Annotated in this window: 13 protein-coding genes and 1 pseudogene; 12 read left to right on the forward strand and 2 right to left on the reverse strand. The window is 46.7% G+C overall.

Going from position 1 to position 12,934, the window contains the following annotated elements:
- The first annotated feature begins 3 nt into the window (after positions 1 to 3).
- The 3 genes from ACX0G9_RS13110 to ACX0G9_RS13120 are packed head-to-tail and all read left to right on the forward strand — an operon-like array spanning position 4 to position 2,833.
- Positions 4 to 1,209, forward strand: coding sequence for an alpha/beta hydrolase family protein (locus ACX0G9_RS13110; protein WP_459065367.1), 1,206 nt, complete (start codon positions 4 to 6; stop codon positions 1,207 to 1,209).
- A 58-nt stretch (positions 1,210 to 1,267) separates the two neighbouring features.
- The gene (locus ACX0G9_RS13115) at positions 1,268 to 2,065 is read left to right on the forward strand and encodes a hypothetical protein (protein WP_459065368.1); all 798 of its coding nucleotides are present in this window, start codon (positions 1,268 to 1,270) and stop codon (positions 2,063 to 2,065) included.
- Positions 2,066 to 2,110: 45 nt separating this feature from the next.
- The gene (locus ACX0G9_RS13120) at positions 2,111 to 2,833 is read left to right on the forward strand and encodes a hypothetical protein (RefSeq protein ID WP_459065369.1); all 723 of its coding nucleotides are present in this window, start codon (positions 2,111 to 2,113) and stop codon (positions 2,831 to 2,833) included.
- A gap of 38 nt (positions 2,834 to 2,871) precedes the next feature.
- Here ACX0G9_RS13120 and ACX0G9_RS13125 read toward each other — a convergent pair whose 3' ends face one another.
- On the reverse strand, positions 2,872 to 3,699 hold the full coding sequence (locus ACX0G9_RS13125; RefSeq protein ID WP_459065370.1) for an alpha/beta fold hydrolase: 828 nt from the start codon (positions 3,697 to 3,699) through the stop codon (positions 2,872 to 2,874).
- 44 nt (positions 3,700 to 3,743) lie between these two features.
- Between ACX0G9_RS13125 and ACX0G9_RS13130 the strand changes: the two genes are divergently transcribed.
- Entirely contained in the window at positions 3,744 to 4,580 is an 837-nt protein-coding gene (locus ACX0G9_RS13130) for a helix-turn-helix domain-containing protein (RefSeq protein ID WP_459065371.1), read from the forward strand.
- Between the two features lie 40 nt (positions 4,581 to 4,620).
- On the opposite strand, the gene ACX0G9_RS13135 is transcribed toward ACX0G9_RS13130, so the two are convergent.
- Positions 4,621 to 5,208: a dihydrofolate reductase family protein gene (locus ACX0G9_RS13135; RefSeq protein ID WP_459065372.1), complete on the reverse strand. Its 588-nt coding sequence runs from the start codon at positions 5,206 to 5,208 to the stop codon at positions 4,621 to 4,623.
- 205 nt (positions 5,209 to 5,413) lie between these two features.
- Between ACX0G9_RS13135 and ACX0G9_RS13140 the strand changes: the two genes are divergently transcribed.
- The 8 genes and pseudogenes from ACX0G9_RS13140 (at position 5,414) to ACX0G9_RS13175 (ending at position 12,891) form a co-directional block, all read left to right on the forward strand.
- Positions 5,414 to 5,854, forward strand: coding sequence for a DUF3592 domain-containing protein (locus ACX0G9_RS13140; RefSeq protein ID WP_459065373.1), 441 nt, complete (start codon positions 5,414 to 5,416; stop codon positions 5,852 to 5,854).
- A gap of 140 nt (positions 5,855 to 5,994) precedes the next feature.
- Complete coding sequence (locus ACX0G9_RS13145) at positions 5,995 to 6,480, forward strand: (2Fe-2S)-binding protein (RefSeq protein ID WP_459065374.1); 486 nt, start codon at positions 5,995 to 5,997, stop codon at positions 6,478 to 6,480.
- Positions 6,477 to 8,759, forward strand: a complete 2,283-nt coding sequence (locus tag ACX0G9_RS13150) for a xanthine dehydrogenase family protein molybdopterin-binding subunit (RefSeq protein WP_459065375.1) — start codon at positions 6,477 to 6,479, stop codon at positions 8,757 to 8,759. The genes ACX0G9_RS13145 and ACX0G9_RS13150 overlap by 4 nt, the downstream gene beginning before the upstream one ends.
- 113 nt (positions 8,760 to 8,872) lie before the next feature.
- Entirely contained in the window at positions 8,873 to 9,400 is a 528-nt protein-coding gene (locus ACX0G9_RS13155) for a YceI family protein (RefSeq protein WP_459065376.1), read from the forward strand.
- A 189-nt stretch (positions 9,401 to 9,589) separates the two neighbouring features.
- A complete protein-coding gene (locus ACX0G9_RS13160; protein ID WP_459065377.1) occupies positions 9,590 to 9,907 on the forward strand; it encodes a GNAT family N-acetyltransferase in 318 nt (105 codons plus the stop codon).
- Positions 9,908 to 10,001: 94 nt separating this feature from the next.
- Positions 10,002 to 10,790 (forward strand): 3-keto-disaccharide hydrolase, encoded by a 789-nt coding sequence (locus ACX0G9_RS13165; RefSeq protein ID WP_459065378.1) that lies wholly within the window; start codon positions 10,002 to 10,004, stop codon positions 10,788 to 10,790.
- Between the two features lie 18 nt (positions 10,791 to 10,808).
- On the forward strand, positions 10,809 to 12,320 hold the full coding sequence (locus ACX0G9_RS13170; protein ID WP_459065379.1) for a Gfo/Idh/MocA family protein: 1,512 nt from the start codon (positions 10,809 to 10,811) through the stop codon (positions 12,318 to 12,320).
- 118 nt (positions 12,321 to 12,438) lie between these two features.
- Positions 12,439 to 12,891: pseudogene (locus tag ACX0G9_RS13175) on the forward strand (DUF6934 family protein).
- Positions 12,892 to 12,934: the final 43 nt, after the last annotated feature.

A 12,934-nucleotide genomic window follows, 5' to 3' on the forward strand; every position in this document is an offset into this window, starting at 1 on the left:
GAAATGTCCCAATTTCTTACCTATAGCCGATTCGTAGGGATGGCTTTCTCTTCCTTGCTTATGCATATTCCAGGCGCCTTTTCCCAACCAAACCCGGCTACACCCAATCTTTGCCAGGGGAGTTATTATACGGAAGAACAGGGTGCTCAGGTCCTAAAAGGGCTTGGTAGTCTTTATAACGACCGGGCTTCCTGGGAGAAACGGGCAGCCCTGATCCGCCAGGGAATCCTGGAAGGCGCGGAACTGGAACACATGCCGCGCCAGGCGTTGAAGATCATACGTACAGGGCTGCACCGGGAAAAGGGATATGTCGTAGAGAATATAGCCATAGAAACATTGCCCGGCTATTATCTTACCGGAAATTTATACCGCCCGGAAAAGGAATTGTCTACCATGGCCGGCATCCTTTCGCCGCATGGTCATTTTTCGAATCCCGATGGCCGTTTCCAGGTGCAAACGCAAAAGCTCTGTGCGACACTCGCCAGGAAAGGCGCTGTCGTCTTTACCTATGATATGGTCGGCTACGGAGATAACAAACAATGTTCGCACAAGATCCCCAAGGCGCTCAAGTTACAAACGTATAATAGTGTCAGGGCGCTGGATTTCCTGCTTTCGCTCCCCCATATCGACAGCTCGCGAATCGCAGTTACCGGTGCATCAGGTGGCGGAACTCAGACCTTCCTGCTCACGGCCATCGATAACAGGATCAAGGTATCTGTACCCGTTGTGATGGTATCGGCCCATTTTTTCGGCGGTTGTGTTTGTGAGAGCGGAATGCCTGTTCATCACCGGCCTGCGCATCTGACCAATAATGTGGAGATTGCCTCCCTTGCAGCCCCCAGACCCATGCTGCTCGTATCGGACGGGAGCGACTGGACGAAAAATAACCCCAGTGTTGAATATCCATATATTAAGACCCTCTATGGCTGGTACGGTGTTCCGCAAAATGTAGAGAACGTCCATCTGGCGACCGAGAAACATGATTATGGCCCTTCCAAACGGCAGGCGGCTTATGCATTTCTGATCAAACATCTCCGGTTGAATGACAACGCTGACAACACTCATGTTTCCGCACAGCAGGGGCTGATCGATGAACAGGAAAGCGCAGTGCTGTCTGTTGAAGAGCTCTCTGTTTTTAATGAATCGCATCCCCTGCCGGCAGGGGCCGTTTCCGGCGATACGGCCGTAATGGGGTTATTAAACTGGTGAGCCACTCTATAATTTAGTATCTTTAAAGCCAACCCTTTCAACCCTCTTAACTCTGATTATGACGAACCTTTCTTTGCGCAAATCCTGCATTTTCTTTTTCCTGCTGAGTTTGGTTTTTTTGTTTATGTTTCCCTCCTGCAAAAAATCAGGAATAGACGGTTCTTATTACCCCAATCCCTATCCGGTCGATAGTATCAATACGAGATATCTGTTGTATAATGATGGCAGCGTCAATGGGACTTCGGGACCGGCCTGGACAATCTTTACTTATAAGGGAGGCCGTATCGTTACCCGTGAAGGAGCGTTTGTTTCTATTGGACCTTCCAGTGGCTATCCGTTGCCCTTTTATTGGTATTTTGTTTATGACACGGTCATTTACCAGGGAAATAAAATAACCATCCTCACTAAATCAAGAGATGATTCTTATAATCCATCTCCCAACCAACGGGATTTTATCATCGAAAATGGCCGGATTAAACAACTTATTACCGCGCGTGATACCATCAACTATTTTTATACGAATAACCGAATAACCAGGACGGAGGATTATTCAAAAGGGTATATAGGCACGAGAACCTTTTTATTCGACAATAAAGGAAACCTGACGGAGATGTCCAGAAAGAATGTTGCACGGTGGGATGGCTCTTCGGCAGGTTATGCGACCATGAATTTCAGTGGCTTTGATGCCTCGGATAATCCATTAAAAGGATTTGGTTTATGGGAGGATCTTTATTACAGGAGCGTGTCCAATAATAACTTCAGCACTTTTGAGTATACTGACGGTTCGCTTTATTCCAGGATAACTATGAATTTGTTTTACGATAGTAAAGGAAAGGTTGATTATAAGGTGAAATAGGAGGTCGTAATTTTGCCCCCCGAAAAAAAAGCCTTATTTTGGACTATGCAGGATGAAATAACCAAACACACCAGAAAGGCTTACGGGGCCATAAAGGATTCATCGAAAAAATGGACGGAAAAAGTAACGGAGATCCTTATTGAGATTTGCATTATTGTTTTTGCGGTCTCTTTATCGATCTGGTTTCATAAAAGAAGCGAACATGCCAAAGAGCAGGCAGATGTTAAGGAATTTCTGCTGGGGTTAAAGACCGATCTGAATGGGACGATCGCTTCAGGCAAGGATGCCATCGAAGGATATAAGGATAGCAAGGAGAGGTTCACCTGGCTAAGTTCGCTAAGCCGCAACCGGAAGCCCAATACCGACAGCCTGAATAAATATTTTGACCTGATCTACAGCAGTCCGGTATTCATCAGCTATTCCAGCCGTTACGAAGGATTTAAGAGCAGCGGCAAACTGGAACAGATCGAAAATAAAAAATTGCTGGATGCCATCCTGGATTTTTATCAGCAGGATATTCCTACCTGCAAAGGAACCGTAGGGGCTTGGGACGCCATGCGTAATCAATTACATAACCTGGTGATCGATAACCTGGTCAGGAACGAAGATGGAACGGATAACCGGTTCCAGGTGGTCACGATGCCAAAGGCGCATAATCTTTGTGAGAGCCTGATACCGTGGGGGCAATTGTTCGAACGGCATGAGATCCTGATAAAGGATGCGCAAGGAATTGTCCGGCAGATCGACGAAACCTATCCTGAAAAATAAAACCAAATCATATGCGAACAATTACCTTCCTTCCGGTCTTACCGGTCTTTAAAAGGCGTCGAAAAAAATGCATCTGCCCGCAGGTTGAATTCGTTCGCATATTCCCTTAGGGTGGCATGACCGGAATTCGGCAGTATCCAGAGATTGGCATGCGGGATATGCTGGTAGATCTGGACGGTATGTTCCAGTCTTATTACATCATGATCCCCGGCGACGATGAGCGAGGGGCATTTTATGGCCTGTAATGCCTGCAAAGGAATATTGGGTTGCATCCAGTCGAGTAGAAATATTTTCCAGTCATTTTTTTCTTTCGCAGTTGACCAGGTTTTATCTTTTGACGTATTATACCGGCGTTGGTCTTCCACCCAGCCGCCGGGATCCAGGGCCGTGGAGTCGGGCCAAAGATTGGCGCCGGTGGATACCAGTTTTTTAACTTTTTCCGGGTGCCGCATAGCCAGCAGCAATGCATTGATGCCGCCATCGCTCCAGCCGATTACATAGGCTGAATCCAGATGAAGGGTATCCAGCAAGGCGGAAAAATCATCGGCCATCATTTCAAAACTTAAGGAGTCCTGCCCATCCACGGACTTCCCGTGGGCCCGGCTGTCTACTGCGATAACCGTATACTTTTTTGCAAAATAGGGGATAGTCTTGTCAAAGGCGCTTATATTGCCTCCATTGCCATGTATCAGCAGTAAGGGTTTTCCGCTGCCGTATATTTCGGCATAAAGCTGAATCCCCCGGATAGCATAATATTTACCGGCAGGCTTAGCGACAGGTTTTCCCTGACTGCGGGCGTTAAGGAGGAGAAACAGGTTTAGAACAAAAAATAAAACAAGGGATAAAAAAGCCGTTAGTTTTTTCATACTATTGGTGAAGATACCTATTAATCGTAATTGGACAGCAAAGTATGAAACTGGAGCATTATCATCCTATCGCCGTTCTACAGCCTTATATCAGGTCTTATCTTATCATCGACAGCGATAAGGAGGTCTCGAACACGATCCTTCCTGACTCCTCCCTTATTATGGCCTTCCGGTATAAAGGAAAGGTGACCATCCTGGACCCGGAAGGTCCGGCAGGGAAGGAGGGAGGGCAGGCGCAAAAGCAGCGGGAAGTCCCTGTAATCCTGCCTGCTTCAGTCATCACCGGTTTGCGAAAGACGCCCCGGATCATAAATTATGCACCCGGAACGGCCAATGTATTGGTCGTCTTTAAGGAGGGCGGAGCGAATGCATTTTTGCGGGAATCGCTGCATACCTTTTTTGGAGAATCCCTGGCGCTTGATTCGATGATCCCCTATTCCGAGATCAGCCAGATCGAAGAACAATTGGGAGAGGCTGCGGGAAATGAGGAACGGATTTGTTTGATCGAAACATTCCTGCTTTCACGGATGACCCTTCTTTCCGGGAAACGGAGCATTCAACCGGATCTGCTGATTGGTGAGGCCATCCAACGTATAAAGGCGGCAAATGGTAATCTGTCGATACGCGATCTGGCTTCCGCGATGGCACTAAGTCAGGACCCCTTTGAAAAACGTTTCCGCCGTTTTACGGGAACGAGCCCCAAACAATTCTCCACCATCATCCGGCTCAGGCATGTGATCACGCACTATTCAAAAGGCCTTTCCCTTACCAGTGCCGCCTATGACGCCGGGTATTTCGATCAGGCCCATTTCATAAAAGAATTTAAACAGTTTACCGGTCAAACCCCGGGTGTTTTTTTTGCGGGAAAGGAATGGATGTGACGAATCCGGCAAAAACTGATAGTTCTCATGATCAGGCTGATCATACAGGTTTGTATTTCAACACGACTATTCCGCAGGGGTAAGCTCTTGATGTGATCAGTGTCAGGTTTAAAGGGTGGCTTACTTCATGAAATATGCGAAGCCCGCTGCCCAGAACCGATGGATTGATGATCAGGTGGAACTCGTCGATTAGCCCGGATTTGATGAGGGAGGATAGGAATGTGGCCCCTCCGTAGACGATGATATTGCGCCCGTTCGCCCGTTTCAACCGGGTGACTTCTTCGGTTAGGTCTCCTTTGGCAAGAACTGTATTATCCCATGTAGATTGAGAAAGGGTTTTGGTAAGAACGACTTTCTGCGCCTTGCGGATGTCCATAGCAAAACCGGCCTGGGGATTATCTTTTTTTTCCGAAACCGCGGCCCAATGATGAATGAATCCTTCCTCGGCCATTTTCCTGCTTAATAAAACAGTATCCACCGACCCTGTAACCTCCTTCTGGTATTGCTGAAGGGCTAGATCCCAGGTCCAATACTCACCCCAGTTCCATAACATCCAATCGGTTTTCCCATTTTTATCCGCAATAAATCCATCAACGGATATCTGTACCTGAAGTATTAGATTTCGCATTTTTTTATTTATCAATATGATAGACAAACTTAACTTTCTTATGACGGATGAGCCGGGGCAAACAGGACAATTTCAGAGGGTGTTTGAGACATTTTTTCGGATTGGGCATTGGATAGGGGGGGGGTCCCGGTTTTTTTGAGCCGTTTTAGGTTTAATTTCAATAATTTGGGTAATTCGTAAAAACGGTCCTTAAAACAACCTTCAGATGACTCAAAGAGCAACCAGACCCGGCATTGCTGATATTATCTTTCTTTTATTACCCCTTGTCCTATTCTTTTGGTTTAAAAATGAAATTTTAACCGCTGTCCATAAATTCGCTCTGATCCATTCCGGACAGGCGGCTTTTACCAATGGCTCGGTAAGCGATTCGGACTTCGATCCGGATAACGGATCTTTTGACTGTACCATAAATTATGCTGTTCAATCGAATCCATATGTTCTGAAAGAAACCATCGCCATAGATTCCACGGGAGACTTAGCCAAAGGAAAGACGGTACAGGTTCGTTATCATAAGAATAACCCGTCCCTGGCCACCATAGATTTTGACAATAATATAAACGGGTATTTTGCCGGAGCTATGTTGGTGACCCTTGTTTTTTTTCTTTGGGCCCTGGTAAGGGTGGGGAGGAAGATGGCCGGGAATTGAATCCCGCCCATAACCATCCCTCAACGCGCCCCGCCTATCCCACCCCAATCCCCTCCCGTCAATTTTCCGCTACCCCTCATCCTTTTTAAGAAAAGTGGGGCGTCCATTTTTGTTAGCTTTAAGAGAACAGGTGATTTAATATGATAACAATCACGGTTAACAAAAAAAGCTATGCAGTTGATGTCAGCCCATCAACGCCCTTACTTTGGGTTATCCGGGATATTATTGGATTGACAGGAACAAAGTTCGGTTGCGGAATGGCCCTTTGTGGTGCCTGTACTATTCATCTGGATGGAGAACCGGTACGCTCCTGTGTCACCCCGGTCTCCCATGCAGCTGGCAAACAGATCACCACTATTGAAGGATTATCGGAAGGAGCCGACGGCCCGGAGAGTATCGGCAAACGTCTCCAGCAGGCCTGGCTTGTTGAGAACACCCCGCAATGCGGGTATTGCCAATCCGGACAGATCATGTCTGCCGCAGCCCTGCTACATAAGATATCTCAACCCACCGATGCGGATATAGATACGGCCATGTCAGGCAATATTTGCCGTTGCGGTACCTATCAGCGGATCCGTAAGGCGATTCACCGGGCTGCAGGTAACAAAGAAGGAGGTTTGCCATGAAAAAGAAAGACCCGGCAAAGGATAACGGCCAGCAAAAAGGCAACTTACAACTAAATCGAAGAGATTTTTTAAAGACGGGTGCATTCGTAGGAGGAGGGCTGGTCATTGCTTTTGTTATTCCAACGATCCTTAAACGTCTGGCTTCACAACATGCTGCCGGAAGCTCCGGAGAAGTTTTTACACCAAACGCCTTTCTGCGGATCGGTGAAGACGATCAAATTCAAATTATTCTATCCAAGGTGGAAATGGGGCAGGGGGTTTGGACGACCTTGCCCATGCTGATGGCCGAGGAGCTGGATTGCGACTGGAGTAAGATCAGGGTAGAGCACAGCCCGCCCGGAAAGGAAAAAGATTTTACAGAGCAGCCCATATTAAAAAGCACCGGAGGATCGATGACCACTACCTCCCAATTCGATCTCTACCGGGAGGCGGGAGCAACAGCCCGTACTATGCTCGTCCAGGCTGCTGCCAAAAGATGGGGGGTAAGCCCCGATGCCTGTCATACGGAAAACGGGTATGTTATTTATAGAGATCCTGCAGGAAATAATGCAGGACATCCTGCCGGAAGTAATGCAGGAGGTAAGGATTCAATCGGCGGCAAGGGTAAGCGTTTCCGTTATGGGGAACTGGTGGCCGAAGCCTCCAAACTTCCTGTACCGACCGTTAAACTCCGGGAGCCCAAAGAATGGAAAATTATCGGAAAATCGCAGCGGCGTCTGGATAGCCCGGAAAAAGTTAACGGGCAGGCTATCTTCGGAATCGATATCCGGTTCCCTGGTTTGTTGATCGCGGTAGTAGCTCACCCTCCGGTTTTTGGAGGAAAGGTCAGAACCTTTGATGCCACAAAAGCCAAATTGGTCCCCGGTGTTCGTGAAGTGGTCCAAATGTCTTCGGGTATCGCTGTACTGGCCGATCATTATTGGGCGGCCAAACTTGGACGCGATGCCCTGACCATCGATTGGGACCTGGGCAATACGAATGAGCATACGGATACCAAACGGCAATGGGAGGAATACAGGAAACTGTCCGCGACCAGGGGATTGGTTACCCAGCAGAAAGGTGAGGTAACAAAGGCATTGGGGAAAATGTCCTCTCCTATTATAGACCGCGAATTCAGATTGCCCTATCTCGCTCATTCCCCTATGGAGCCGCTGAACTGTACGGTAAAACTGGAAGGCGATAAATGTGAGATCTGGGCCGGTACACAATCCCCGTTGCTGCACCAGGCGGAAGTGGCCGGTTTTTTAGGCATTAAACCCGAAAAGGTCCTGTTGCATACTCCTTTCCTTGGCGGGAGTTTTGGAAGGAGGGGTTCATTCCAGTCCGACTGGGTGATGGAGGCAGTCAGGATTGCTAAAATCAGTGGCCGTGTAATTAAATTGGTCTGGTCAAGGGAAGACGATATTAAGGGTGGATATTACCGTCCTGCCTATTTGCACCAGGTTCGTGTCGGTATTGGAAAGGATGGATACCCGGTAGCCTGGCAACACCGGATCGTCGGGCAATCCCTTTTTGTAAATACTCCCCTGGAATCCATGATCGTTCAAAAAGGTATCGATTATAGTTCAGTGGACGGGGTGCAGGGCTCTCCTTACCTGACTTCCGTTCCGGATCATACCGTGGAGCTTCATACGACAACGCTGGATGTCCCGGTCCTACCCTGGCGTTCGGTTGGAAATTCCCATACGGCCTTTGTCATGGAGAGCCTGATCGATGAGCTGGCCTTTATGGCTGGTAAAGACCCGGTTGATTATAGAATTGTTTTATTAAAAGAGCATCCCCGGCATCTGGCTGCCTTGAAATTAGCGGCCGAAAAATCAGACTGGGGCAAGCCTTTACCTGTTGGCAGGTTTCAGGGAGTGGCGGTGCATGGCGCCATGGGAAGTTTTGTTTGCCAGGTAGTGGAATTGTCTGTCACCGACAGGAAGATCAGAATTCACCGGGTGGTCTGTGCCATCGACTGCGGTCTTGCGGTAAATCCCGATGGCGTTCGCGCGCAGATGGAGAGCGGGATCGTGTTCGGTCTTACGGCTGCCCTGTACGGTGAGATAACCCTGGAAAATGGACAGATCAAACAAAGCAATTTCCATGACTACCGCATGCTGCGCATGAATGAAATGCCCTTTATAGAAGTGCAACTGGTTCCTGGAACAGAAAAAATGGGCGGTGCAGGGGAACCCGGTGTGCCTCCGATTGCACCGGCCCTGGTCAATGCTCTTTTCGCCGCTACCGGTAAACGAATCCGCAATTTGCCGGTGAAGATGGAAGAATTGGTTTAGACAGCTTAATCTAGATTAAGTCCTTTTCTTATGCTAGGACATTTTTACTTTAGTACAGGAGTATGAACTTTGCCCTGTAAATATTATTATTAAACAAACTGAAATGAGTTTTTATGGCAACGACATCATGGATTATCGACCCTTCGCATTCTGAAATACAATTTAAGGTTAAACATTTGGTGATCACTACGATCACGGGAAGTTTTAAAGAATTCTCCGGCACCGTAACTGCGGGTGATGAATTTGAAAATGCCCAAATAAATTTTGAATCAGGGATTCATTCTATTACGACTAATAATGATCAACGTGACGGGCATTTAAAAGGAGCTGACTTTTTTGAAGCGGATAAATTCCCTAAACTTTCCTTCGAATCCACTTCCCTTACTAAAAGAGGTGCTGATGAATATGAATTGAAGGGCAACCTGACTATCAAAGGTGTAACCAAACCCGTCACCTTTGAGGTAGAATATGGCGGAACTGCAACCGATTCGTACGGACAGGTTAAAGCCGGTTTTGAATTGGCGGGAAAGATCAATCGTAAAGATTTTGGTCTTACCTGGAATGCAACCACCGAAGCTGGTGGTCTCGTAGTAAGTGAAGATGTGAAAATAGTGGCTAATATACAATTGCTGAAAAAATAAAATATTTGACGGATATTGCAAAACTTATCCTGCATAAGCAGTACTAAGATTAGCGCAATATCCGCCATTTTCTTAAGGCATGACTGATAAAATGCTAAGGCCATTGCAGGTCATTTCCTTATAGCCCCATATGTAGGCTTACTGCCGCCATTGGTAAAAAATTCGGTAAATTGTATAAACCTTTCTGATATGGGCAACGAAAATAAAGAAAAAGCACCTTATGAAGTTGTCAACAATGAAAAGGAACAACAACTGGAAATATTTGCAGAAGACAATAAGGCCTACCTGGTTTACCGGATGTACAAGGATTCCATTGCATTTATGCACACGGATGTTCCTGATGCCCTTGAAGGAAAGGGTATCGGCAGTACGCTGGCCAGAGCGGCATTCGCTTATGCCGACTCGCTGAAAAAACCGGTATTGGTCTATTGCCCATTTGTTGCTTCGTGGCTGCTGAAACATGAAGAATATAAGAAACAACTAGATCCGCAGAATTATACAAAATAGGATCCGGCTTTTCTTGCGTCGAGTTAGCTTTCCCGGGAATAATCAATATTTTATAGTATTTTAGAGAACCGGATCGCCTAAAACTCAAACGATTATGCCAATTGAAAATCCTCCGGCCGAAAGGCCTGCTCTATCCTTTAAAATTTTCCTTTCCCTGGCTTCTTTACTGGCTTTTTGCCTTTTTGCCTGGAATATGCGTGCCCTGGCAATTCTGACCGTCCCGCAGGAGCCAGTCCTACAGACCCCTGCTACCGATAATTCCGGAAGTTATATACCCCTTTTTAATGGAAAGGACCTGAAGGGATGGAATCATGTCGGTTCGGGTGAAATGCAGGTGGAGGACGGTATGATCCATGGTAAGGGAGGGATGGGATTACTCTATTGGACCGGTCGGAAATTTGGAGATTGCCGTTTCCGGATCGTCTATAAAATGCGCAAAGAAAATTCTAATTCCGGTGTGTTCATCCGGATCCCGATAGAACCCCGCGAAGCCTGGATGCCCGTTTTTTATGGATATGAGGTCCAGATCGATAATCACCCCGAACTGTCGGACGAAGATGAATACCATATTACCGGAACGCTCTATTCTTTGACCAAACCATTATCCAAACCGGGCAAACCAGGCCCCGAGTGGAATACGATGGAGATAACACTGGACGGGTCCCGTACGCTGGTTGTTGTGAACGGTTCGAAAGTGACGGACTACAAAGAAGGCGATCCAACCCCTCCCCGTAAATTCGATTTCGAACCCTATCGGGGTCTCAGGCCGAATTATGGTTATTTCGGTTTGCAGAATCATGGGGACAGTGATGTCGTCGATTTTAAGGAAGTGTCGTATCAGTTGCTAAATGGGAAGAAGGGCGAAGCATGGCAGAATGAGTAAGTACTTTAATCTTGTCATATGAATAAAGATAAAAAGACGGTTAGCAGACAATCCTTTATCCGAAATGCAGCACTTGCCGTTACCGGCTTGTATATTTTGCCGCGTCATGTGTTAGGAGGAAAGGGTTTTGTTGCGCCCAGCGATAAATTATATATCGCTGCGATAGGTTGCGGAGGAGAGGCGGAGAACGACATACATCATTATGCCACCGCACCGAAAAAAAATGCAGTTATCTCCTTTCTTTGCGATGTCGATGACCGTCAGGCTGCTCCCCGCCGTAAAGAATTTCCAAAGGCGCCCTTCTACCATGACTGGAGGGAATTATTCGATAAAGAAAACAAACATTTCGATGCGGTGACCGTAGCGATCCCCGATCATAATCATGCGATCGTCGGTCTAAGCGCCATGCAGCTAAATAAACATCTCTATCTGCAAAAACCGCTAACCCATGATATTTATGAGGCAAGGGTTTTGACCGAAGCTGCCAAAAAATATAAGGTAGTCACGCAGATGGGTGACCAGGGCGCTTCCTGTGACGGGATGCGCACGATGCGGGAATGGTTCGAGTCGGGTCTGATCGGAGAGATCGAAAAAGTGTATTGCTGGACCGACCGGCCCGTATGGCCGCAGGGCATTTCCTGGCCATCTGCGCGTCCGGCTGTTCCAAAAGAGCTGAAATGGGATTTATGGTTGGGAACCGCGGAGACGACTCCTTACATAGATAACATGGTACCCTTTAACTGGCGGGGATGGTGGCGTTTTGGTACGGGTGCCTTGGGCGACATGGGCTGCCATATCATGGGCCCTCCGTTTAAATTGCTGGAACTCGGTTATCCGACGATGGTATCCGGAAGCGCCAGTACGGTATATAAGGGAATTTTTAAGGAAGGCATTTATCCCGATAGCGGCCCGGTCTCCAGCAGCATCCGTTTTGATTATACCCTGAAAAATGGCAAGCCCCTGGAATTATATTGGATGGATGGAGGAATTACCCCGGAGCGTCTAAAAGAACTCGGACAGAGCGATGGGAATATGAATGAAGCGCTCAGCGATTGGCCGGGAGAGAATGATTTTGAAGGAGGTACACTTTTTGTGGGAACGAAGGGTAAGGTCTCCTGCGGTTGGGGCGGCAGTCATCCCCGGCTTTTGCCGCTTTCCCTGAATAAGGATATTCACGTTCCGGAAAAATACCCCAGGATCCAGGGAGGCATGGATGGGCATTGGTGGCAATGGGTTGATGCCTGTATAGCAGGCCATGGCAATGCCGAAGTCGACTCTCCTTTCGAGGGATACGCAGGACCTCTGACCGAAACGGTACTGTTGGGTAATTTACTGCTGCGCAGTTTTAATATCCGCGAAGAGATCAAACGTAACGATCCCGTATATGGGAATATGGGCGGCTTCAAATTCCCCGGAAGATATATTTCGTACAATTGGGATGGTGCTAATATGAAGGTGACCAATTTTGAACCGGCCAATCAGTTTATACGGAGGACCTATCGGAAGGGTTGGGGGGAAGTTTCGATGTAGAAATATTTTTAATAATCAATTCTGAATAAAAGAAGATACACATAAGGATAAACGATGTTGAAAAATAAAACAGAGCTTATTATTGTATCCTTATTATTTTAGCAAAAATAAAGAGGATATGTTATTGGAGCGGTATGATTTTGAAATCGGAAAATCCTTTCAACAATATGATTTTTATAGTGAAGGCCCCAAAGGGAAAATAAAAAAAATCATATTATACAGTTTTATTGGAGCCAGAAAGGGAATTAGTTATTATAATCTTGGTTTTGGGGACTATAATGAAATTGAAAAAAGTATAAATGATCTTTCAATTAGTGACAACAAAGATCGGGATAGGATTCTTGCAACTGTAGCAATTACTACACTTGAATTTACCAGTCATTTTCGAGGTTGTAAAATCGTTGCAAAGGGAAGCACTCCTGGGTGAACAAGACTCTACCAGATGGGAATCTCTAAACATTATAATGAAATCAATGAAATGTTTGATATTCAGGGTCTTAAAGAAGAATATGGGTGGGTGCCATTCAAGCCGGGAGAGAACTATCTGGCATTTTTGATTGCCAGAAAATAAGCATTATCTTTACCTAATAGGAAAAGAAGATTCTATGAGTACT

Source organism: Flavitalea flava, from assembly GCF_054461575.1.